This window comes from Halorubrum vacuolatum (assembly GCF_900188065.1).
GTDB classification, from domain to species: Archaea; Halobacteriota; Halobacteria; order Halobacteriales; family Haloferacaceae; genus Halorubrum; species Halorubrum vacuolatum.
Window position 1 is genome coordinate 142347 of the sequence record NZ_FZNQ01000005.1, and the last position, 19830, is coordinate 162176.

General features: G+C 66.9%; 28 protein-coding genes. 19 read left to right on the forward strand and 9 right to left on the reverse strand.

Annotated features, from left to right (window positions below; genetic code table 11):
• Window positions 1–54: 54 nt before the first annotated feature.
• Window positions 55–339 (reverse strand): DUF357 domain-containing protein, encoded by a 285-nt coding sequence (locus tag CHB65_RS07285; protein ID WP_089384400.1) that lies wholly within the window; start codon window positions 337–339, stop codon window positions 55–57.
• Window positions 340–443: 104 nt separating this feature from the next.
• Between CHB65_RS07285 and CHB65_RS07290 the strand changes: the two genes are divergently transcribed.
• The 6 genes from CHB65_RS07290 (at window position 444) to CHB65_RS07315 (ending at window position 4770) form a co-directional block, all read left to right on the forward strand.
• Entirely contained in the window at window positions 444–1190 is a 747-nt protein-coding gene (locus CHB65_RS07290) for an RNase P subunit p30 family protein (RefSeq protein WP_089384401.1), read from the forward strand.
• Window positions 1174–1812 carry a class I SAM-dependent methyltransferase gene (locus CHB65_RS07295; protein ID WP_089384402.1) on the forward strand — a complete coding sequence of 213 codons (639 nt, stop codon included), beginning with the start codon at window positions 1174–1176 and terminating at the stop codon, window positions 1810–1812. The genes CHB65_RS07290 and CHB65_RS07295 overlap by 17 nt, the downstream gene beginning before the upstream one ends.
• A gap of 47 nt (window positions 1813–1859) precedes the next feature.
• Window positions 1860–2339 carry an Rpp14/Pop5 family protein gene (locus tag CHB65_RS07300; protein WP_089384403.1) on the forward strand — a complete coding sequence of 160 codons (480 nt, stop codon included), beginning with the start codon at window positions 1860–1862 and terminating at the stop codon, window positions 2337–2339.
• Window positions 2340–2343: 4 nt separating this feature from the next.
• Entirely contained in the window at window positions 2344–3147 is an 804-nt protein-coding gene (psmA, locus tag CHB65_RS07305) for an archaeal proteasome endopeptidase complex subunit alpha (protein WP_089384404.1), read from the forward strand.
• A 47-nt stretch (window positions 3148–3194) separates the two neighbouring features.
• Window positions 3195–3743 carry a GNAT family N-acetyltransferase gene (locus tag CHB65_RS07310; RefSeq protein ID WP_089384405.1) on the forward strand — a complete coding sequence of 183 codons (549 nt, stop codon included), beginning with the start codon at window positions 3195–3197 and terminating at the stop codon, window positions 3741–3743.
• 253 nt (window positions 3744–3996) lie between these two features.
• Entirely contained in the window at window positions 3997–4770 is a 774-nt protein-coding gene (locus CHB65_RS07315) for a thioredoxin reductase (protein ID WP_089384430.1), read from the forward strand.
• 18 nt (window positions 4771–4788) lie between these two features.
• Here CHB65_RS07315 and CHB65_RS07320 read toward each other — a convergent pair whose 3' ends face one another.
• Window positions 4789–5289 carry a metal-dependent hydrolase gene (locus tag CHB65_RS07320; protein ID WP_089384406.1) on the reverse strand — a complete coding sequence of 167 codons (501 nt, stop codon included), beginning with the start codon at window positions 5287–5289 and terminating at the stop codon, window positions 4789–4791.
• A 128-nt stretch (window positions 5290–5417) separates the two neighbouring features.
• Window positions 5418–6353 carry a thiazole biosynthesis protein gene (locus CHB65_RS07325; RefSeq protein WP_089384431.1) on the reverse strand — a complete coding sequence of 312 codons (936 nt, stop codon included), beginning with the start codon at window positions 6351–6353 and terminating at the stop codon, window positions 5418–5420.
• 112 nt (window positions 6354–6465) lie between these two features.
• Here CHB65_RS07325 and CHB65_RS07330 point away from each other — a divergent pair, with 112 nt between their 5' ends.
• From CHB65_RS07330 to CHB65_RS07355, 6 genes are all read left to right on the forward strand, one after another.
• Entirely contained in the window at window positions 6466–6732 is a 267-nt protein-coding gene (locus CHB65_RS07330; protein WP_089384407.1) for an eL43 family ribosomal protein, read from the forward strand.
• Between the two features lie 4 nt (window positions 6733–6736).
• Window positions 6737–6871 (forward strand): DNA-directed RNA polymerase subunit P, encoded by a 135-nt coding sequence (locus CHB65_RS07335; protein ID WP_006114270.1) that lies wholly within the window; start codon window positions 6737–6739, stop codon window positions 6869–6871.
• Window positions 6872–6934: 63 nt separating this feature from the next.
• On the forward strand, window positions 6935–7240 hold the full coding sequence (locus CHB65_RS07340) for a KEOPS complex subunit Pcc1 (protein WP_089384408.1): 306 nt from the start codon (window positions 6935–6937) through the stop codon (window positions 7238–7240).
• Between the two features lie 94 nt (window positions 7241–7334).
• A complete protein-coding gene (locus CHB65_RS07345) occupies window positions 7335–7730 on the forward strand; it encodes a prefoldin subunit beta (protein WP_089384409.1) in 396 nt (131 codons plus the stop codon).
• Window positions 7731–8024, forward strand: coding sequence for a DUF3194 domain-containing protein (locus tag CHB65_RS07350; RefSeq protein ID WP_089384410.1), 294 nt, complete (start codon window positions 7731–7733; stop codon window positions 8022–8024).
• Between the two features lie 49 nt (window positions 8025–8073).
• Window positions 8074–8511, forward strand: coding sequence for a universal stress protein (locus CHB65_RS07355; RefSeq protein WP_089384411.1), 438 nt, complete (start codon window positions 8074–8076; stop codon window positions 8509–8511).
• 276 nt (window positions 8512–8787) lie between these two features.
• On the opposite strand, the gene CHB65_RS07360 is transcribed toward CHB65_RS07355, so the two are convergent.
• Window positions 8788–9060 carry a hypothetical protein gene (locus tag CHB65_RS07360; RefSeq protein ID WP_143420361.1) on the reverse strand — a complete coding sequence of 91 codons (273 nt, stop codon included), beginning with the start codon at window positions 9058–9060 and terminating at the stop codon, window positions 8788–8790.
• Window positions 9057–9266, reverse strand: coding sequence for a hypothetical protein (locus CHB65_RS16815; protein ID WP_143420362.1), 210 nt, complete (start codon window positions 9264–9266; stop codon window positions 9057–9059). Before CHB65_RS16815 ends, CHB65_RS07360 begins: the two co-directional genes overlap by 4 nt.
• Window positions 9267–9408: 142 nt before the next feature.
• On the opposite strand from CHB65_RS16815, the gene CHB65_RS07365 reads away from it, so the two are divergent.
• Complete coding sequence (locus tag CHB65_RS07365) at window positions 9409–10140, forward strand: twin-arginine translocation signal domain-containing protein (protein WP_089384413.1); 732 nt, start codon at window positions 9409–9411, stop codon at window positions 10138–10140.
• A 197-nt stretch (window positions 10141–10337) separates the two neighbouring features.
• On the opposite strand, the gene CHB65_RS07370 is transcribed toward CHB65_RS07365, so the two are convergent.
• Window positions 10338–11483, reverse strand: a complete 1146-nt coding sequence (locus tag CHB65_RS07370) for an acyl-CoA dehydrogenase family protein (protein ID WP_089384414.1) — start codon at window positions 11481–11483, stop codon at window positions 10338–10340.
• A gap of 187 nt (window positions 11484–11670) precedes the next feature.
• Between CHB65_RS07370 and CHB65_RS07375 the strand changes: the two genes are divergently transcribed.
• The 3 genes from CHB65_RS07375 (at window position 11671) to CHB65_RS07385 (ending at window position 15362) form a co-directional block, all read left to right on the forward strand.
• The gene (locus CHB65_RS07375) at window positions 11671–12741 is read left to right on the forward strand and encodes a phytoene/squalene synthase family protein (protein WP_089384415.1); all 1071 of its coding nucleotides are present in this window, start codon (window positions 11671–11673) and stop codon (window positions 12739–12741) included.
• A gap of 117 nt (window positions 12742–12858) precedes the next feature.
• Complete coding sequence (locus tag CHB65_RS07380; protein WP_089384416.1) at window positions 12859–13323, forward strand: PH domain-containing protein; 465 nt, start codon at window positions 12859–12861, stop codon at window positions 13321–13323.
• Complete coding sequence (locus CHB65_RS07385) at window positions 13320–15362, forward strand: PH domain-containing protein (RefSeq protein WP_089384417.1); 2043 nt, start codon at window positions 13320–13322, stop codon at window positions 15360–15362. Before CHB65_RS07380 ends, CHB65_RS07385 begins: the two co-directional genes overlap by 4 nt.
• A gap of 88 nt (window positions 15363–15450) precedes the next feature.
• Here the strand turns inward: CHB65_RS07385 and CHB65_RS07390 are convergent, their stop codons facing one another.
• Window positions 15451–15804: a helix-turn-helix transcriptional regulator gene (locus tag CHB65_RS07390; protein WP_089384418.1), complete on the reverse strand. Its 354-nt coding sequence runs from the start codon at window positions 15802–15804 to the stop codon at window positions 15451–15453.
• Between the two features lie 25 nt (window positions 15805–15829).
• Window positions 15830–16639, reverse strand: a complete 810-nt coding sequence (locus tag CHB65_RS07395; RefSeq protein WP_089384419.1) for an NRDE family protein — start codon at window positions 16637–16639, stop codon at window positions 15830–15832.
• A gap of 141 nt (window positions 16640–16780) precedes the next feature.
• On the opposite strand from CHB65_RS07395, the gene CHB65_RS07400 reads away from it, so the two are divergent.
• The 3 genes from CHB65_RS07400 (at window position 16781) to CHB65_RS07410 (ending at window position 18897) form a co-directional block, all read left to right on the forward strand.
• The gene (locus CHB65_RS07400) at window positions 16781–17851 is read left to right on the forward strand and encodes a glucose 1-dehydrogenase (RefSeq protein ID WP_089384420.1); all 1071 of its coding nucleotides are present in this window, start codon (window positions 16781–16783) and stop codon (window positions 17849–17851) included.
• Entirely contained in the window at window positions 17838–18482 is a 645-nt protein-coding gene (gfcR, locus tag CHB65_RS07405; protein ID WP_089384421.1) for a transcriptional regulator GfcR, read from the forward strand. Before CHB65_RS07400 ends, gfcR begins: the two co-directional genes overlap by 14 nt.
• 70 nt (window positions 18483–18552) lie before the next feature.
• Complete coding sequence (locus tag CHB65_RS07410; protein ID WP_089384422.1) at window positions 18553–18897, forward strand: glutaredoxin family protein; 345 nt, start codon at window positions 18553–18555, stop codon at window positions 18895–18897.
• A gap of 45 nt (window positions 18898–18942) precedes the next feature.
• Here CHB65_RS07410 and CHB65_RS07415 read toward each other — a convergent pair whose 3' ends face one another.
• A complete protein-coding gene (locus tag CHB65_RS07415; RefSeq protein WP_089384432.1) occupies window positions 18943–19686 on the reverse strand; it encodes a YqjF family protein in 744 nt (247 codons plus the stop codon).
• Window positions 19687–19830 lie beyond the last annotated feature (144 nt).

The window sequence follows — 19830 nt, forward strand, 5'->3', positions numbered from 1 at the left end:
TCGCTCGGACCGACCGATCGGACGGCCGGGCCATCGCGGCGATCGCCCCATCGGTCAGGTCGTGAACAACTCCGTTTCCTCGGGGACGGCGAACAGTCCCATACGGACCCCGGCGTCGAGCCACCCGTAGCCGTAGGAGTAGGACGCCAACGCGTTGACGAGGTCGCCTTCGGCCCGAAAGTGTCTCCCGTCCTCGAGATACGAGGTCGCCATCTCGACGACGTCCGCGGCGGCGTCGCCGAGCGGCGTCTCCGCCGGGGGCCGCGGCTCCGCGGCCGCGAGCGCGTCCGCGAGCATCCGCTCGTATCGATCCGTCTTCTCACGGAGGTCCGCAGCCATGCGCCGCGTTCTCCCTCGCGAGTCAAAAGCCCGTCGGGACCGCCGATCGTCGCCGAGGCGACGTGAAGCGCAACGCCGAAACCCCTCCGCCGAGAACGACCCCCATGTACGAAGCGGTCCACGCGTATCCGGACGGTGCCTCGACGGTCGCACGTCACGCGCGGACGGCCGCCCGTCACGGATACGACGGGATCGTCGTCCGAACCCGCGATGCGGTCGAGGTCGACCCCACGGCCACCGACCCCGCGACGACGGCCGCGCCGAACGCCACGCGCGTGGCGGCGATCCGTGAGGAGTACGGGATCGACGTCGTCGACGCGGTCGAGATCGACGTCGACGGGCCGGCCAGCGCGGGTGGCTCCGTCGGGAACTACCGGCCCGATCACACGGTCGTCTGTCTCGTCGGCGGCGATGACCGGCTGAACCGGTTCGCCGTCGAGGAGCCCCGAGTCGACGTTCTGACCCGGCCGATGGCGGACGGCGGCGGGTTCAACCACGTCCTCGCGAAGGCCGCCCGCGACAACGGCGTGCACGTCGAGGTCGACCTCGGGCCGCTGCTCCGCGCGACGGGCGGCCGGCGCGTCCGCGCTCTCTCGAACCTCCGAAAGCTTCGTGAGATCCTCACGTACTACGACGCCCCATACGTCGTGAGCGTCAACGCCCGGTCACAGCTCGAGCTTCGCGCGCCACGCGAGCTCGTCGCGGCGGCGGCGGCCGCCGGCTTCGATCCGGACTGGATCCGTGCTGGGCTCACGGCGTGGGGTGAGATCGTGACGACCAACCGGGAGCGGCGCTCCGGGAGCTTCATTGCGCCCGGGGTCCGACGGGGGAGACATGAAACGGAGCGTTGAGGAACACGCCGAGCGTTTCTCGGCGAAGGCCGCGGCGTACGACGACTCGAAGAGCGCGGAGTATCACGCCTGTGTGAACCTCGTGATCGAACACGCAGACCCGTCCGCCGAGGACGTCGTCCTCGATCTCGGCGCCGGAACGGGGGCCATCACGCTCGCGCTCGCGCCGGAGGCGAAGCGGGTGATCGCCCGCGACATCAGCGAGGGGATGATGGCGGAGGGCCGCCGGAAAGCCGAGGAGGCCGGCCTCTCGAACGTCGAGTTCGCCTACGGCGAGTTCCGCGACCCGAACGTCGACGCCGACGCGCACATCGATATCGTCACCTCGAACTTCGCGCTGCATCACCTCGCGGACGAGGAAAAACGGGAGGCGATCCGGGTTATGGCCGAAACGGGTGCCCGGCGGATCGTCCTCGGCGATGTCGCGTTCTTCGAATCACCCGACCCGAGCGAGCCGTTTTATAATCCGGACGTCGACGACCCGGCGACCGTCGGCACGCTCGTCGAGGCGTTCACCGACGTGGGGTTCGCCGTCGTCGCCGTCGAGCGCGTACACGATCAGGTGGCCGTCATCGTCGCCGAGCGGATCGGGTCGGGCGATGCGGTGCCCGGCGCGGAGTGACTCATGTCCGTTCATAGGGTGTCCTCGCCGCTCGGGGGTCGAACGCGATGAAACACCTCCCGAAACACCTCCGGCAGCGCTGGCGATACCTCGCGGTCGGGATCGAGGCGTGGCCGGACGCGTCGATCTCGCGCCGTGGGTTCCAGCGGGCGCTCTGGTACGCCGCGGGCAACCTCCTCGGCGACGCCGGCAGCGCCGACGTCGACCTGACGCTTCTGGGATTTACCCTTGCGGACGGCCGTGGCGAGGCCGTCGTCCGGACGCGTCGCGGACACGTCGAGGCGGCTCGGGCGGCGATCGCCTGTGTGCACGCCGTCGACGGTGATCCGATCGGGATCCGGGTGCGGGGGATCTCGGGGACGGTTCGTGCCTGTGAAGAAAGATATATGGGTGGCGCGGGCCGCGATCCAATACAGCGAGCCGTCGCGTTCGCTGGGGCCGAGCGATCCGCCGTCGTGCGCGGTGACGCACGCGACGTCGCGGTCGAGTCGGACCACGTCGGCGCGACGGCGTTCGACACCGAGTGATATCATGCAGGGCCAATCCCAACAACAGGCGTACGACCGCGGAATTACCATCTTCTCCCCCGACGGTCGGCTCTACCAGGTCGAGTACGCGCGGGAGGCGGTAAAACGAGGGACCGCAAGCGTCGGCGTCCGCGCCGAGGACGGCGTCGTCCTCGCCGCCGACAAGCGCGCCCGCTCCCCGCTCATGGAGCCGGCGAGCGTCGAGAAGCTGCACAAAGCGGACGACCACGTCGGCATCGCGAGCGCCGGCCACGTCGCCGACGCCCGCCAGCTCATCGACTTCGCCCGCCGGCAGGCGCAGATCAACCGCCTCCGCTACGGCGAGCCGATGGGCATCGAGACGCTGACGAAGACGATCACCGACCACATCCAGCAGTACACCCAGGTCGGCGGCGCGCGACCCTTCGGCGTCGCGCTCATCGTCGGCGGGATCGAAAACGGCGAGCCACGCCTCTTCGAGACGGATCCCTCCGGTACCCCCTACGAATGGAAGGCGCTCTCGATCGGCTCGGATCGCAGCGACCTCCGGGAGTTCCTAGAGGAGCACTACGAGGAGGGCCTCTCCACCGACGAGGCGCTCGGGCTCGCGCTCGACGCGCTCGCCCAGACGAACGACGAGGGGCTCACCCCCGAGGGCGTCGGCGTCGCCACGATCACCGTCGAGGACGAGACGTTCACCGAACCGAGCGAGGCGGAGCTGGAGTCGATCCTCGCCGAGCGCGACCTGCTCGCGGTTGACGAGGATGCGGACGACGACGGCGACGACACAGTCGACGGCGACGACGCGGTCGACGCGGACGAGGAGTAACGTCGCATCGCCCACGACGTCTGCCGCCGAGACGGAAACGAGCCCGTATGACCGATCCCATCAACGGTACCGCTTTTATGCTCCCTGACGGCTATCGCCTCCGAGAGGGGACGCCGTCGATATCCGAATTTCGTCGAATTCGGCGGCTGGCGGGAATGACCGACCGACCACCCGAGGGGCTCGAAGTTGGCCTCCCGAACACGACCTACGGCGTCTGCGCGGTATATAAGGGGGACGGACAGGACGGGAACGCCGAAGTCGGTGGAGAGGCCGGAGACGCCGAAGTCGGCGGAGAGGCCGGAGACGCCGAAGTCGGTGGAGAGGCCGGAGACGACCGAACGGTCGGCATGGCACGGATCGTCGGCGACGGTGGAACGGCCTTCCTCATCGTCGACGTCGCCGTCGAGCCGTCCCATCAGGGGCAGGGCATCGGGAGCGCCATGTTCGATGCGCTCATGACCTGGCTGTCCGATCATGCGCCGCCCGGCGGCTACGTCTACCTCTTCGCGGACGTTGACGGCTTTTATGAGCGCTGGGGGTTCGAGGAATCCGCCCCGGCCTCGAAGGGGATGTGGATCCGGACCGGCGACCTCTGAGGCCGTGGCGCGCGACCACTTTTAAGGATACCCCCGACCCGATCCGTCCATGAGCGACCGATCCCCAGCCGAACCGGAGACGTCCGAGCCGGCTTTCTCATCGTCCACCGATGCCGACCCAACCCCGGATACACCCGGGGACACCGACGCAGCGCCCGAGACCGGTCTCGACCCTGAACCGGCCCCCGCCACCGCGGCCGAAGCGCTCGACACCTACGAGGTCCTGATCGTCGGCGGGGGCGTCTCGGGGCTGATGGCGAGCGTCTACACCGCCCGCGCGAGCCTCGATACCGTCGTGATCAACGCCGGCGAGCCGATCCTCGCGCGCAACGCCCACCTCGAAAACGTCCCGGGGTTTCCGGCGGGGATCAACCCCCGGCGCTTCCTCGACCTCCTTCGCTCGCAGGCGACCCGGAACGGCGTCGACCGCCGGGCCGGCCGAGTGACGGGACTCGACATGGACGACGAGGGGCGATTTATCGCGACCGTCGAGCGCGAGGCGGACCGCCGTGGTGGACGGGTGAGTGACGACGGGGACACTGGAACGGAACCCTACCGGATCGCCGGCGAGCGCGTCATCGCCGCCTCCTGGAGCGACGCGGACTACCTCGACGCGCTCGGCGTGGAGATCCGCGATGCGGGATCGAAACGCTACGTCGACGACGACGGGCTCGGCCGGACGAACGTCGAGGGGCTCTACGTCGCCGGGCGGCTGGCCGAGCGATACCATCAGACGGTCATCGCGGCGGGTCACGGCGCGGCGGTCGCGACGACGCTGATCCACGACTCCGCGGTCCCCTTTTATCACGACTGGGTCGTCCCGGAGGGCTACTTTACCGACCGCGGACGGGACGTGCCGCCGGGCTGTGAGGAGATCACGGAGACGGAGCGTCGGGCCCGCGAGCGGGAATCGATGGCCGCGATGCGCGAGTACTTCGCCGAGCCACATCCCGAGCGCCAGCGAACCCATCCGAGCCTCGTGGACGATCCGCTCGGGCGCGTCCCGAAGCGCGAGCGTGAGGAGTGAACCGGGCGTCCCCCGTATTTAAATCGTCAGCCACACCGCCGCCGTGGTCGCGAGGAGCCCGGCGAGGAGGAAGAGGTAGTTCGCCCGTGGGTTCTTCGCGGGCGTCAGATCGAAGGTGAAGTGGACGTCCGAGAGCGGGCGGAACGGGCGGATCCCCATCGGCGTGATGGAGTCGCCCGCGAGGTGAGAACAGAGCGTGAGCGTCACCACGCCCGCGACGAAGGCGGGCGTCCAGCTCGGCGTGTCGGCGACGGCTGCGACGCCGAACGTCGTGCCGATGGCGAGGACGGCCGCGGCGAGGAGTCCCATCAAGAGGCCGGCCCCGACCGCGAAGGCGATCGTATGGGTCGGGCCACGATGGGGGATCGGCAGCGACTGGTCGGCGTCCGGCAGGGTGGCGAACACCACCGCGAGCATGCCGCCGAGGGCCGCCAGCGCCGGCTCGCCGCGCGAGAGCATCGCGGCGGCGATCGGCGCGTAGACCAACAGCCCGATCCCGATGTGCCCGCGCCAGTACATGCTCAAACGGTGCGCGGGGGGTGAGTAAAAGGGCGTCGTCGTCGCATCGCGATCGCTCGAACGGCGGTTCCGGTCGTAACTTCTCGAACGGCGGTTCCGGTCGTGACTTCTCGACCGACGGATCCGGATCAGTCGTCCGCGGGTGCCGGAGCCGTCGACGCCGAGAGCGACACCTCGGGGGCGTCGACGTTCAGTTCATCGAGTGCGGCCTGGGCGGCCCGCTTGCCCGAGACCAACATCGCCCCGAAGGTCGGACCCATCCGCGGGAGGCCGTGGGCGGTGGCGACCGCCATCCCGGTCGCGATGAGCCCGTCGTGGACGCGACCGGTGTGTTCGACGACGGCATCCTCGCTTTCGGCGACCCACATCGAGTCGTGGCCCGGCGAGTCGTGTCCGGGCGCGCCGTACTCGTCCTCGCCCGTCGTGTCCATCCCCATGTGGTTCTCCTCCGCCTCGCGGATCCCGGCGGCGTCGAGGGCGCCGCGTTCGGCCAACTTCTTGAGCACGACCGCGTCGTGGCCGGTCGCGTCGATCACGAGGTCGGCCTCCACGGCGATGGGGTCGACGCAGGTGATCTCGCGCGGGAGCGCGTGGACGGGCGTCCAGTTCATCACGATCCCGCCGACGCGATGGTCCTCGCGGACGACGATGTCGGTGAACTCCGTCATGTTCTGAATGTGCACGCCGGCATCACAGGCGGCCTTGATAAGCCCCGAACAGGCGTGTGGCCCGGCGGCGGTGAACAGTCCCGGCGTGTCGGCGACGGGATCGTAGTCGACGCCGAGGTCATCGAGGATCTCCTGGGCGGGATCGCGAACCGTCACCACGTTCATGAGGAAGCCGCCGAGCCAGAAGCCGCCGCCGAGGTAGTTGTTCCGCTCGACGACCATGGTGTCCACGTCGCGCTCGGCGAGCTCCATCGCCGCCGTGAGCCCGGCTGGGCCGCCGCCGACGACGATGACCTCCGTATCGGCGAACTCCATGAACCCGTCCGTCCACTCCTGGCCGATCGCGCGGGTTACGGTCGATTCGTCCACGTCGCTGAAGCCGTCGAAGCCGGTCAACTCGGACATACAACTGAGTGATAACACTGGAGAATATTAAGTCGTCCGCTGTCGGATTCTCCGCCCCCGACTCGTAGCCTTTTTAGGCGTGCTGGGGGTAGAAGGGGACACTATGGCTGACGAGAAGGCTCGAAGCACCGGCAGTGCGGGCCGATTTGGCGCCCGATACGGCCGCGTCGCACGAAAGCGGGTCAAAGAGATCGAAGCGGAGATGCGGAACGCGACCGTCGACGGCGACGACGTCAAGCGTGTCGGCACCGGCATCTGGGTCAACGAGGAGACGGGCGAGACGTTCACCGGCGGGGCCTACCGGCCCGAGACGCCGGGTGGACGCACCGTCCGCCGCTCCATCCGTGCCGCCCTCGCCGACGAGGAATAACGGAATGAGCTACAAGTGCTCCCGCTGTAAGCGCGACGTCACCCTCGATGAGTACGGCGGCGTGCGCTGTCCGTACTGCGGCCACCGCGTCCTCCTGAAGGAGCGCGGCGGCGGGATCAAGGAAGTCGACGTCGAGTAACACGTCATACGAGCGCTTGACCCGATCCCCCGTGGGTAACTTCCCGGCGTTCCTCGACAGCCCGTGAGCACCGATCCGTCCACCCGCGAGCACACCGCCGCCCTCCGATTTCGATATCCCGACGAGCCGCGGGCCCGCGTCGTCGGTGCGGCGCTCGCCCCTGAGGTCGGCGAGATCGACGACGATCGCTCGGCTGCGACGGTCGAACGCGACGGTCGCGATGTCGTCGTCCACGTCGGGGCCGACGACCTCGTCGCGCTTCGTGCCGGGATCAACAGCTGGTCACGGCTCGTGGCGGTCGCGGAGACGGTCGCCGAGGGCCCCGGGAACGGACACGCCGGGACCGGCTCCCGGAACGACACACGTTAGCGCCCTGCTCGCGCTCGCTGCGGTGAATTCCCGTGCCGTCGCTGTTCGACGGAGAAGTCGGGGGTTTTTCCCTCCGGGTCACCACCCTCAGTCCATGCAAGGAAATCTACCGCCGGAAGCACAGGAGAAACTCGAAGACCTCCAGGACCTCCAGGAGACCGCACAGAAGGTCGCCCAACAGAAAGAACAGACCCAGACCGCGCTCAACGAGTCGAAGACGGCCCTCGACGCCCTCGAGGACGTCGATGCGGATGCCGAGATGTATCGCGAGATCGGCGAGATCCTCGTCGCGACCGACTACGAGACCGCCTACGACGACTTGGAGAACAAGGTGAGCTCGCTCGAGATCCGCCTCGAACAGCTCACGAAACAGGAGGACCGCGTACAGGAGCAGTTCGAGAGCCTCCAGGGCGAGTTACAGCAGCTCCTCCAGGGCGGCGCGGGCGGCGGTGGCCCCATGGGACCGGGCGGTCCGGGCGCCGGCGCGTAGATGCCGGAGCCGAGCGACGAGGAGGTCGTGCAAACCGCCGCGGAGGCGGCCGAGGGTGTCGTCTTCTCGCACTACGCGGGCTCCACGGTCACCGATCTGGACGTGACGGTGACGTTCGAGGACGGCGTGCTCGACGTGGACGTCTATCTCAACGTCCCCGAGACGGACGATCCCGAGACCGACCGACCGGAGGACGACCCGGAGAGCGACCGACCGGATCCCGATGCGGTCGCCCAGGAGGCGGTCGAGGCGGCCGGCGAGGCCGTCGACGCGCTGTTCGGGGTCGAGTCCTGAACCTGCCCGCCGGAACGTTCATTTTCCGCGTCGACGACGTTCGTTCAGGATGTACGATGAGATTCTGCTCCCCACCGACGGGAGCGCCGGGATCACCGAAGCGATCGATCAGGCGTGTCTCCTCGCCGACCTCGCCGACGCGCGGATCCACGCGCTCTTCGTCGTCGACGAGGGCATCGCCGGCGCGGGCGAGTGGGACATGGTCGTGGAACGCGAGGAGGGCCGCGGCGAGGCGGCGGTGGAGACGGTGGAGGCGGCGGCCAGCGAGCACGATGTCGCGGTGGAAAAGCACCTCCGTCGCGGCCGTCCATACGAGGAGATCCTCGCGGCCGCCGACGCCTACGACGCCGACCTGATCGTGATGGGAACCCACGGTCGGACGGGGATCGGCCGGTTTCTAACGGCCGGCTCCGTCGCCGAGCGCGTGGTTCGTTACAGCGAGTGCCCGGTGCTCACCGCACGGACGTACGAGGACGACGGCGCGTAGTTCCGACGCGGACGTACCGAGTAGATCATCAGCAATCAATCTCCCACATTCAACTTACTTTTTGAAGCCGTGCAAGCGACGGCGTGCGAATCCATCACGGTCTGTTCCGGCTCAGACCGACACATCGAAGGCGACCGCCACGGCTTCTTCCTCGCCGAATTGATTGGCAAAGACGAACCGATACCGATCCGACTGTAGCTCCGGACAGACCCGAGTGCTATCGGGAAAGAAACTTTCCGCCTCGATCCCCGCTTCGGTCAGTTCGATCTCCCACTGTCACGCCTCCTCGGGGTCGTGATCGGTGCCGTCGTCAGGGAACGCACGTGGCTCCTCAGGCACCGTCTCACCGCGTACGTCCTGCCAGCCATCCTCGGTATAGATCTCGAAATTGAACCAGCGGTACTCGGTGATCTCCTCGGGGGCGCTCCCGATGTTCGTCAATGTAAGGTCTATCCTGTCTCCGTATTCGTAGGCCGTCTCGGCAACCCGGAGGGCGAGAATCTCGGCGTCACCCCAGTACACGTCGTCTGGCTCGTACTTTGCTTTCAATCGACGAACTCGCCCTCCGCACACTGGAGCGGCTCGGGTACCGATTCTGGATCGTCGGCGGGACAGATCGCCCCCTCGAGTCCGTCGTTCGTTGCCGTCTCGAGACAGGTCATCGGGGCATCTTCCGAGGTCTCATCATCCAGACACCCCGCCGTGAGTGTAATACCCGATCCAGCAAGAGTGGCCACCAGGTCGCGACGATGCATTCGTGGATATGAGTGGTCATCTGTACGCAAAATGTGTTTTCATGAGTCAAAGACGCAGTTGATTCACGGGCCAAAATCTGCCAATCAGAGTTGATCCTATGTTCACAGAAAGCATTTAGCGGCCCAATTGATCGAATGAATTATGAACCGTCGAACTTTCCTTGCCAGCGCAGGGGGACTCGGTGCCTGCGCGGGTCTTGCCGGCTGCTTGGAAAGGGATCTATCCACTACCCCACTGCAGGGACCGGAGTCGTTCGATCGATGTCCGCGGTGGAATATCCGAATCGACAATCTTCCAAATGCCGCCAAGAATGAGGTTGAGACCGCTCTTGAGGAGGGGTATTACGAGGCATCACCGCCACTTTACCTTCCGAACGTCCTTGATCCACAGAGTTCCTATCTCATCACGACTGACCCTCTGACCTATTACCGGGCACAGATCGACCAAGACCGTGATCCCGTACGACTTACTGTTGATCGCACGGTTCCGACAAAAGGCAACCACGGGCTAACGATCGAAAACAACACCGACGACCCGCTGGATTTTGCATTACTGATTGACTTCGTCGAACCAGCGGTATCGTACGCCGAGGTTGAGACGCCTCAGCAGGTACTCAGCGAAGCGTTCTCCCTTGATCCCGGAACGAGTGTAGAAACGAGCGCATATGAGAAATTATATGGCAGGTACGAACTGACCGTTGTGGCAGACGAATATACCGAAACAATCACATATAGAGAAACGCCGACAAATTCCGGTTCAATAACTGGAATCCAGTTCCATATGGACGATGACCAGCTTTCGATAAGGGCCTCTGAACCGCCGGTGCGAGACGATATTTACTGTCCCGACTATTGGTACGGCGATCGATCGTAGTTTGTTCTGATGTCGCCACGACCGTTGAGGCGGTCCGATAAGGTGTAGAAATCACGTAGAAAAACATAATAATTGACATTTTTCGCTTTAGCTACAGTAGTATGCAATTACTGATGCTTGTTTGCTACATTCAGCCGCTATATTCAGCACGACGCGAGAGACCTGTCACCGCTTGCGGATTTCAACAGAGCTGAGAGCTATTCATCGAGCAACTGCTGGGCGATCGTGTTGCGTAACACCTCGCTCGTCCCCTCGTAGATCTCCGAGAGCTTCGCGTCGCGGTAGAACCGCTCGGCGGGGAAGTCCTTCGTATAGCCGTAGCCGCCGTGGATCTGTATCCCCTCGTTTGCGACCTCACGGGAGATCTCCGAGGCGTACAGCTTCGCCTGGGCGGCCTCCTTGATGAACGGCTCGTCGCGCTCCTTTAGATCGGCCGCCTTGTGCATCAACAGCGTCGCCGCCTGGATCTTCGTGTCCATGTCCGCGAGCTTGTGGCTGATGGCTTGGAAATCGCTTATCGGCCCGCCGAACTGCTCGCGCTCGGTGGCGTAGGTCCGGGCGGCCTCGAAGGCGGCGCGGGCGATGCCGACCGAGCGCGCCGCGATGGTGATCCGCCCGCCGTTGAGCGTTTTCAACGCCTGTACGAACCCCTCGCCCTCCTCGCCGAGCAACCGGTCCGACGGCAGCCGGAGGTCGTCGAATCGAAGTTCGGCGGTCGGACAGCCCTTGTCCCCGAGTTTCTTCTCCGTTCCCTCGACGACGAAGCCGTCGTCCTCGCCCGGACGGACGATGAACGCGGAGATCCCGCGGTGGCCGGCCGCCGTGTCCGTCTTCGCGAAGACGATCACGGTGTCCGCGACCGAGCCGTTCGAGGTCCAGAGCTTCCCGCCCGAGAGCACGTAGCCGTCCCCGTCGGGCTCGGCGGTCGTCGTCATCGCGGCGACGTCCGAACCCGCACCCGCCTCCGAGAGCGCGAACGCCCCGATGTCCTCACCCCGGTTGAGCGGCGAGAGGTACGTCTCACGCTGTGTCTCATCGCCAAAGGCGTACACCATGTTGCCCGCGAGCGACGTGTGGGCGGCGACGACGGTTCCGAGCCCGCCCGATCCGCGGGAGATCTCCGCGAGACAGGCCGCATAGGCGTGGTAATCGAGCCCCGCGCCGCCGTATTCCTCCGGAAACGGCATCCCCATGAGGCCGAGGTCGGCCATCTCCGCGATCAGGTCCGCGGGAAACTCGTCGGTCTCGTCGATCGCCGCGGCGCGGGGGACGACCTCCTCGTCGACGAAGTCGGCGACGACGTCACGCATCTGCCGCTGTTCCGCCGTGAGCGTGAACTCCATGGCTGGGGGTTCATCCCGTCGCCCTTATCGATTTCTACACGATCGACCACGCACGTGTCGTTTCTGTTCCGACGTAACGTTGCAGTCCGTCGATTTTCCACGAATGGCCGCGTTCCCGACGCATGAACGGGGCGTGGCGGTTCCACGAGGCTTTTTTATCCGCCATGCCGTACGTATCGATAATCGAATGAGCGGACGAGCACACGCTTCCATCGAGCCCGACCTCGCGTGGTGTCACGAGGCGGTCCAGGGGGTCTCCCGGACCTTCGCGTTGACCGTCGACGTGTTGGATGAGCCGATGGCCTCGCAGATCTGTTTGGGATATCTCCTCTGTCGCATCGCCGACACGGTCGAGGACGCCGGTCACATCCCTCCCGACGCACAGACGGACCTCCTCCGGACGTATCAACGCGCGATCGACCCGGAGGCCGACGTCGACATCCACGAGTTCCGGGCGGCCGTCGACGAGTGGCTTCCCGACCCCGCCGATCGAAACGACGACTGGCGTGTGGTCGCCGAGTCGCCGACGGTCATCGCGACCTTCGAGGACGAACTCGCCGCCGACGCCCGGGGGGCGATCGTCCCGCCGGTCGTCGAGATGGTCGACGGGATGGCGATGTTCGTCGACCGGCACGCCGAGGAGGGTGGCCTGCGGATCGACGACCGCGACGAGCTCGAACAGTACTGTTACTACGCGGCCGGCACGGTCGGCAACCTCATCACCAACCTGCTCACACGCGGGGACCTCGCCGAGGAGCGCGCCGAGCGCCTGCGTGCGACCGCCGAGGAGTTCGGGCTCCTCCTCCAGCTCGTCAACGTCTCGAAGGACGTCTACGACGATTACACGGAGGAGAACAACGTCTACCTGCCCGCCGAGTGGCTGGCGGCCGAGGGCGTCGATCAGGAGGAACTCATCGCGCCCGAAAACCGCGAGTCCTCCGCCCGCGTCGTCGGCCGGACCGCCGAACACGCCCGCTCGTTTCTCGACGACGCACAGGCGTATCTGGAGACGATGCCGCTTTCGAACGGCAACACGATGGAGGCGTGGTCGGTGCCGTATCTGCTCGCGGTCGGGACGCTTCGCGAGCTCCGGTCCCGCCCCGAGGACGCGCTCACCGAGGCGGGCGTGAAGATCTCCAGACAGGAGGTCTTCGCCGTGATGTCCGTCGCCGGCGACGCGGGTCGGGACTCGCTCGCCGAGCTCCGCGAGGTCATCTCGCGGACGCCGTTTCATCGGGCCGTCGAGCCGGCGGACTGACGCCGGTCGTCGGCTCGATCCCGTCGAGTGGCCAGCCACGCACCGATCGTCCAACGTTTATACGTGACCCGGACAAACGCCGCGTATGACTCTCGGAGCTTCGATGGAGGGTGGTCGATGACGACACAGCGTCTCCACCCGCGTGTGCGGATCGTGTGGGTGGTCCGGGCGATCGTCTTCGCCGGGCTGTTCACCCTCCCGTTCGTCGCCGGCTTCTATCTCGGCTATCTGCCCGAATGGGCCCCGACGGTCGCCGGCGGCGTCCTCCTCGTGATCGGCGTCGTCCACGCGCTGTTGCGGTATCGTCGCTGGAGCTATGAGATCCGCGAGGACGAACTCTACCTCGACCGGGGCGTGATCACCCAGGTCCGCACGACCGTCCCGCTCGTCCGAATACAGCACGTCGACTCGCGCCGCGGGCCAATAGAGCGGGCCGTCGGGCTCGCCTCCTGTGTCGTTTACACCGCGGGGTCCCGCGGTGCGGACGTTCGGATCCCGGGTTTGACGCCCGACGGCGCAAACGACCTCCGTGGGGAGTTGAAACGGCTGGCGATCCGTGCGGACGGGGAGGACGCGGTGTGAAACTCGCCCCGCAGTCGGTTCCGTATCGGGCGCTTCAGCGGGGATTGGGGTTCGCCGTACTGGCGTTTTTCATCCTGAACGCGAGCGACGCGGGCGGGACGGGCCTGACGGTCGCCGTCGCCGCCGGGATCGTCCTCGTCGCGCTGGCGTACGAGGCGGCCTACTACCAACGGTTTGAGTACGTCCTCACCGAGGACACCTTCGATATCAGCTCCGGGGTGATCTCCAGACGCGAACGCGAGATCCCCTATCGGCGGATCCAGAACGTCGACGTGAGCCGAAACGTGGTCCAGCGGGCGCTCGGGATCGCCGCCGTCGACCTCGAAACAGCCGGCGGCTCGGCCACGGAGGGCTCCATTCGCTACGTGACCGTCGCGGAGGCGACCCGGCTCCAGCGGGAGCTCCAGCGGCGAAAGTCGGGCGCGAACGGGTCCCCGGGCGAGCTCGACGAACACGGCGAGCCGGTCGCGCCCACCGAGGAGGACCTCTTCGCCATCACGCCCGGCGAGCTCGCGCTCGTTGGGGCGCTCTCGTTCGACGGTCGGCTCATCGGCCTGCTGGCGTTCCTCGGCTCGGGGTCGGTGCCCGTGCTCTCCGGATTCATTCCGACCGCCTCGGCGGCGATCCTCACCGCGACGGCCATCGTCGCCGTCGGCCTGCTCTTTCTCGCCTCGTGGGTGCTCGGCGCGGCGATCGCCTTTTCGAACTACTACGGCTTTCGGCTCTCACGCGCCGGCGACGAGCTCCGCTACGAGCGGGGGCTCTTCAGGCGATACAGCGGTTCGATCCCGACCGAGAAGGTTCAGACGCTCACGATCGCCGACAATCCCGCGAAGCGGGCGCTCGGCTACGCGAGCCTCTCCATCGAGACGGCCGGCTACGCGCCCGGACAGGGCGGCGATCAGGGGAGCCAGGCGGCGGTCCCCATCGCCCGGACCGATCGGGTATATGACCTCGCACGCGAGGTCGAACCCTTCGGCGAACCGTCGTTTCACCGTCCGCCGCGGCGTATTCGGTGGCGGTATGTGTTCCGGTACACGATGGTCGTCGCCGCGTTGACCGGGATCCTTTTCGCGGTCGACTGGTGGACCGCGGGGGCGATCCCGTGGTACGGACCGCTGCTGCTGCTGCTCGCGGTCCCGCCGGCGGCACACCTGAAGTGGAAACACCGCGGCTACTGGTTGGGTGAGGATCACCTGCTCACGCGCAACGGCTTCTGGAGCCGCCAGGTGAAAGTCGTCCCGTACTACCGGATCCAGAACGTGATCGACACCCGGACGATCTTCCAGCGTCGGTGGTACGTAGCGACCGTCGTCGCCGACACCGCCGGGACCGGGTCGCTCATGGGAAGCAACGCCGCGGCCGTCGATTTCGACATCGACGAGGCGGTTACGCTTCGACGTGAACTGAACGACCGTCTCCAGGACGCGCTGATCGACCGGCGTGCTCGGCGAACCGCCTTCGAGTGGTTCGAGGGTGACCCCATGGAGATCTACGGGGCGTCGGCCGACGCCGGGACGGATTCAGCGGCCGACGCCGGGACGGGTTCAGTGGTCGATGTCGACGCCGATGACGTCGTCATCGACGACGCCGAGGCCGACCCCGCTGTCGGGGCCGCCCTCGACGCCGACGACATGGCCGGTACCGATCGGTTCGCGGGGATCGATGGCGTCGAGGACGTTGTCGACGCCGAGGGTGTCGACGACACCACGGATGTTGCGGACGCCGAGGAGGGTGACGACGGTATGGACGCTGCGGACGCCGAGGAGGGTGACGACGCCGATGACCTCGATATTCCTCCGGACGGGGTCATCCGCCCCGACTTTTCGGTTAGCGACCGCGACTACTCACAGCCGGCCGAGCGGGTCGATACCGGGGACTACGCGGTCGACCGGCACCCCTCGGACGCCGACGTTCCGTTCCGCCCCGACGATGAGTCCTCATCGGGAGGTGCTGACGGGGACGACGATGACACCGAGCACGACGAGGCGTCGGCTGACGACGATGCAACGCCGGGCGACGATCGCTCCGGACGGTAGTCGCTCCGGACGGTGAGACGACCGGTGCTCCGGACGTTCCGGAGCAGTCGCTCGACGCCTCCGTCCGTCGGCGTTCGCTCGGTGTCTCTCAGTACTCCTCGTATGCGAGGTTCATGAGCCACTGTGAGAAGGCGTCCGACTGCGGGTCGATCTCCTCCTCGCCGATGAACGGCGAGAGCATGTCCCCGGCCATGAGCAACGAGAAGTCGAGGTCGCGGGCGGCCGGCTCCAAATAGTAGGTGTTGTGCCCGCTGTAGACCGTCTCCTCGCGCTGGATCAGCCCGGCCTCCTCAAGCGCCTCCGCGATGCGGCTTCCCTTCCGTGAGGAGATGTCGAGTTCCTTCCAGAAGTCGCTCTGATGGATCCCGCCGGTCTCGCGAATGAGATCGAGGCCCGCCAGCTCGTCCTCCGAGAGGTCGGCCTCGAGTTCGGACACGCTCATGTCGAAACACCCGCCCGCAGCACGCTTAAAACTGGCTTTCCGCGTCGTCTCCGCGCCACGAGTCGGAGGCGTCCCCGTCGCCGAACCCCGCCGGCAGCGCGACCGGTTCGAGCGGGGTCTCACACGGCGGCCCGTCCGCGAACTCGAACCGCGGCTCGTCCCCGAGGACGATCCGGCTACACGAGCGCGTTCCGAACCCGTCGCCGTGGAGACACGCGCCGTAGTCGTGGTCGGCGAGGACGGCCGCCGCGCGCGCCGCCCATCCGTCGGCCGACTCGCCCGGCTCCGGCGCGAGCGTGGCGGCGATCCGGCGGGCGCTCGCCGCACGCGCCGCCCCCTCGTCCGCCCGACGCGTCGGAACCTGAAACCGTTCGATCCCGTTGAGAACGCCGCCGACGTTGCCGAGGACGTGCACCCCGGGATCGAGCCGACGAACCGTCGGGTGCCCGTCGTAGGCGACGAGGAAGGCGGCGACACGGTCCGCAAGGAGGAGGGTAAACCCGTCATACGAGTGACGGTCGAGGTCCCGGAGCAGGCCCCGCACGGCGGCCTCCGCGCTCGGCTCACGGAGCCGGTCGTCGACGAGCAGCCCACGCGAGCGGTCCCCGTCGCGGTCGGCGTCCAGCCACCGGTTGGTGACGGCGGCGAGGAGGCCCGCCTCGGACGCGCCGATCCACGTTCCGCCCGCGACCGCGTCGCGCGGGGCGACGACCCGCAGCGATCCCGATCGGACCGCGGGCGGCTCCGAGGGCCGCGACAGCGACTCATCACGGTTGGCGACCAGCACGACCGGCGCGTTCGGGAACACGCGCCAGGCGAGCGTGAGCGTACACACACCTCGGTCCTCGCTTCCGGATCGGGAAAGCGTTCCGCCCCGAACCCTCGACCGGTTTGTACGTGCGGCGGGATCCACCCGGACCAAGGCTTTACTCACTATAGAAGAAATGTTTTGACGCTCGGGGACGAGGGTCGATACATGAAAGCGATCGCGGTCTACGACGACGGGGACGAGCCGGTGCTGATCGAGAAGCCTCGGCCGGAGCCCACGGCGGGTGAGGCGCTCGTTCGAACCCTTCGCGTGGGCGTCGACGGGACGGACCACGAGGTGATCGCGGGGGGCCACGGCGGCTCCCCCGCGGACGACGATCACCTCGTGCTCGGCCACGAGGCGGTCGGTGTCATCGAGGACCCGAACGACACCCCCTTCGAGGTCGGCGATCTCGTCGTGCCCACGGTCCGGCGCTCGCCGAACGGGGCCAACGAGTACTTCGCCCGCGGCGAGCCCGACATGGCCCCTGAGGGATATTATCACGAGCGGGGGATCGTCGGCGCACACGGCTTCATGGCGGAGTATTTTACGAGCCCTGCCGAGTGCCTGATCGAGGTCCCGCCCGAACTCGCCGAGTGGGGCTTCCTCGTCGAGCCCGCCTCGATCACGGAGAAGGCGCTCGATCACGCGGCCGCCAGCCGCTCGGCGTTCCGCTGGAATCCCGAGAGCGCGCTCGTGTTGGGCAACGGCTCGCTCGGGCTGTTGACCGTCGCAATGTTGGATGCGGAGTTCGAGCGGGTCTACTGTCTCGGCCGTCGTGAGCGCCCCGACGTGACGATCGACGTGATCGAATCGCTCGGGGCGACCTACGTCAACTCGAACGAGACGCCCGTCCCCGCCGTTCCCGGGGCGTACGAGCCGATGGATTTCATCTACGAGGCGACCGGTTACGCCCCGCACGCCTTCGAGACGATCGAGGCGCTCGCGCCGAACGGCGTCGGCGCGCTCCTCGGCGTCCCCGGCGACTGGGAGTTCGAGATCGACGGCGGGCGGCTCCACCGGGAGTTCGTCCTCCACAACAAGGCGCTCGTCGGGAGCGTCAACTCCGGCTATCACCACTTCGAGGCCGCCGTCGATCGGCTCGGCGGACTGGACGGCTCGTTCCTCGAGGACCTCGTCACCGGGGTGTATGGCCTAGACGAGTTCGAGGCGGCGTTCGTGGATGACGATACGACTATAAAAACGGCGGTCGAATTCGCCGAGTATGAAGAACGTTGACGACCTCATCGACAGCGCGGCCGAGCTCGCCGACCGGGGGCTTTCGAAGGGCGAGATCGCCGACGAGCTGAACGTCTCACGGGAGACGGCGAGCTGGCTCGTCGAGCGTGCCGGCGCGGACGGGTCGAAGCGATCGACGGCCGCGTCGAGCGCCCCGACGGGCTCTGACGCCGACATCCACGTCGACTGGTCCGCGCTCGGACGGGACTCGGCCCGCCTCGGCTACGCCGCGATGGCAATGGCGGATCTCCTCACGAAGGAGGGCGAGGAGGTCGACCTCACCGTCGGGATCGAGAAGGCCGGCGTCCCGCTGGCGACTGCCGTCGCGAGCGAACTCGACACCGACCTCGCCACCTACGCGCCGGCGAAACACCAGTGGGAGGAGGGCGACATCGCCGACCACGGCGGGGGGTTCTCGCGCAACTTCGCCAGCATCCGCGACCGCGACTGTTACCTCGTCGACGACATCATCACCAGCGGGACGACGATGCGCGAATCGATCGAGGCCATCCGTGACCGGGGCGGCGATCCCGTCTCCTGTGTCGTGCTCGTGGACAAGGTCGGGCACGACGAGATAAGCGGCGTCCCCGTCCACTCGCTCATCGACGTCGTCCGCGTCGACCGCGAGTAGTCCTCCGTACGCGTTCATATCCACCCCCGCGTCCGCAACCCCTTTGGAGCGCGACCGTCTATCGGAGGACATGACGTTCAGTCCCGAAGCCGATGCCGACCCGGAGGAGATCACCGCACGCGTCGACGAGGCGATCGAGTCCAACGACGTGGTGCTGTTTATGAAGGGGAACCGGCTGATGCCGCAGTGTGGCTACTCCCAGCGGGCGCTGGAGCTGATCGGCAAACACGTCGAGGAGTTCGAGACGGTCGACGTGCTTCCGGCGCTTCCACACTACCGCGAGGCGCTTTCGGCACACAGCGGCTGGGAGACGATCCCCCAGACGTACGTGAACGGCACGTTCATCGGCGGCAGCGACGTCCTCGCCGAACTCGACGAGCGCGGCGAGCTCGCCGCGGAACTCGACGCCGAGTAGATTTACGCACCCTTTTAAGCTGTGCGGGCGGCCGATCGAACCATCTTATACGCGCCGCAGCCGATCGGCAGTCACGTCGATCGGATCGGCACAGAGGAGGTGTGGGTCGGCCGTGGGTCCGTTCTCGACGGTTCCACCGTCCGCCGGCGCATCGAACCCGTTCGCCTCGAAGAGCCCGTTGCGGCGGATCGTCGCGCTCGCGTCCCGCAGCCGCCACGGCTCGTGGCCGATCTCGCCTTTATATAATCGATCGCCGTCGGCGTAGAACCGGTAGTTCTCGACGAGGAACGCCTCGAGCGATCCGGGTTCGGCCGTCCGTGACGGCCCGCGAGGCTCGTAGGTCGCATCGAAGCCGGCGGGGGGGACGCCTCGATGGATGCGGTGGCTGAGAAAGTCGATCCGGGGGCCGCCGGCGTCCGTCGCGCCCTCGGGTTGTTCGGTTCGTCGCACCCGCATCTCGGCGCGGTAGTAGGGGAGCGCGAACAGCCGGCGGGCGACGGCGACGCCGATCGGGTCGTCCGCGTCGAGGTTATAAAAGTAGACGCCCGGACCGTCCGGCCCCTCCACGTAGGTCCGGAGGTTGAGTTCCGGGAACGAGAGGCCACGCGGGATCCCCCGTGGTCGAATGTCGTCCATGACGAACGCGACGACCCCGAGGTAGGCGTCGCCGTCGTAGGTGGCGACCGAGAGCCGGTCGGGGAGGGTTTCCGCGACGACCGCCGGATCGACCGCCCAGTGGGCGAACAGTCCGTCACGCCAGGTCATCTCCAGCCAGCGACGACCGAACATATCGATCATAGGGTCGCGACGCGGTTAACGGCCACGTCCGACGACCTCGTTATGGAAGTTGCAAGGCTAAAACCCCGCCCTTCAGGGCGGGGATACAGCCGACAACGCCTCCACTAACCACACTCGATGGCACTGCTGGATATT

Coding starts and splice junctions, on each gene's coding strand:
- CHB65_RS07285 (WP_089384400.1), bottom strand. CDS start 339: ATGGCTGCGGACCTCCGTGAGAAGACGGATCGATACGAGCGGATGCTC.
- CHB65_RS07290 (WP_089384401.1), top strand. CDS start 444: ATGTACGAAGCGGTCCACGCGTATCCGGACGGTGCCTCGACGGTCGCA.
- CHB65_RS07295 (WP_089384402.1), top strand. CDS start 1,174: ATGAAACGGAGCGTTGAGGAACACGCCGAGCGTTTCTCGGCGAAGGCC.
- CHB65_RS07300 (WP_089384403.1), top strand. CDS start 1,860: ATGAAACACCTCCCGAAACACCTCCGGCAGCGCTGGCGATACCTCGCG.
- psmA (WP_089384404.1), top strand. CDS start 2,344: ATGCAGGGCCAATCCCAACAACAGGCGTACGACCGCGGAATTACCATC.
- CHB65_RS07310 (WP_089384405.1), top strand. CDS start 3,195: ATGACCGATCCCATCAACGGTACCGCTTTTATGCTCCCTGACGGCTAT.
- CHB65_RS07315 (WP_089384430.1), top strand. CDS start 3,997: ATGGCGAGCGTCTACACCGCCCGCGCGAGCCTCGATACCGTCGTGATC.
- CHB65_RS07320 (WP_089384406.1), bottom strand. CDS start 5,289: ATGTACTGGCGCGGGCACATCGGGATCGGGCTGTTGGTCTACGCGCCG.
- CHB65_RS07330 (WP_089384407.1), top strand. CDS start 6,466: ATGGCTGACGAGAAGGCTCGAAGCACCGGCAGTGCGGGCCGATTTGGC.
- CHB65_RS07335 (WP_006114270.1), top strand. CDS start 6,737: ATGAGCTACAAGTGCTCCCGCTGTAAGCGCGACGTCACCCTCGATGAG.
- CHB65_RS07345 (WP_089384409.1), top strand. CDS start 7,335: ATGCAAGGAAATCTACCGCCGGAAGCACAGGAGAAACTCGAAGACCTC.
- CHB65_RS07350 (WP_089384410.1), top strand. CDS start 7,731: ATGCCGGAGCCGAGCGACGAGGAGGTCGTGCAAACCGCCGCGGAGGCG.
- CHB65_RS07355 (WP_089384411.1), top strand. CDS start 8,074: ATGTACGATGAGATTCTGCTCCCCACCGACGGGAGCGCCGGGATCACC.
- CHB65_RS16815 (WP_143420362.1), bottom strand. CDS start 9,266: ATGCATCGTCGCGACCTGGTGGCCACTCTTGCTGGATCGGGTATTACA.
- CHB65_RS07365 (WP_089384413.1), top strand. CDS start 9,409: ATGAACCGTCGAACTTTCCTTGCCAGCGCAGGGGGACTCGGTGCCTGC.
- CHB65_RS07370 (WP_089384414.1), bottom strand. CDS start 11,483: ATGGAGTTCACGCTCACGGCGGAACAGCGGCAGATGCGTGACGTCGTC.
- CHB65_RS07375 (WP_089384415.1), top strand. CDS start 11,671: ATGAGCGGACGAGCACACGCTTCCATCGAGCCCGACCTCGCGTGGTGT.
- CHB65_RS07380 (WP_089384416.1), top strand. CDS start 12,859: ATGACGACACAGCGTCTCCACCCGCGTGTGCGGATCGTGTGGGTGGTC.
- CHB65_RS07390 (WP_089384418.1), bottom strand. CDS start 15,804: ATGAGCGTGTCCGAACTCGAGGCCGACCTCTCGGAGGACGAGCTGGCG.
- CHB65_RS07400 (WP_089384420.1), top strand. CDS start 16,781: ATGAAAGCGATCGCGGTCTACGACGACGGGGACGAGCCGGTGCTGATC.
- gfcR (WP_089384421.1), top strand. CDS start 17,838: ATGAAGAACGTTGACGACCTCATCGACAGCGCGGCCGAGCTCGCCGAC.
- CHB65_RS07410 (WP_089384422.1), top strand. CDS start 18,553: ATGACGTTCAGTCCCGAAGCCGATGCCGACCCGGAGGAGATCACCGCA.
- CHB65_RS07415 (WP_089384432.1), bottom strand. CDS start 19,686: ATGTTCGGTCGTCGCTGGCTGGAGATGACCTGGCGTGACGGACTGTTC.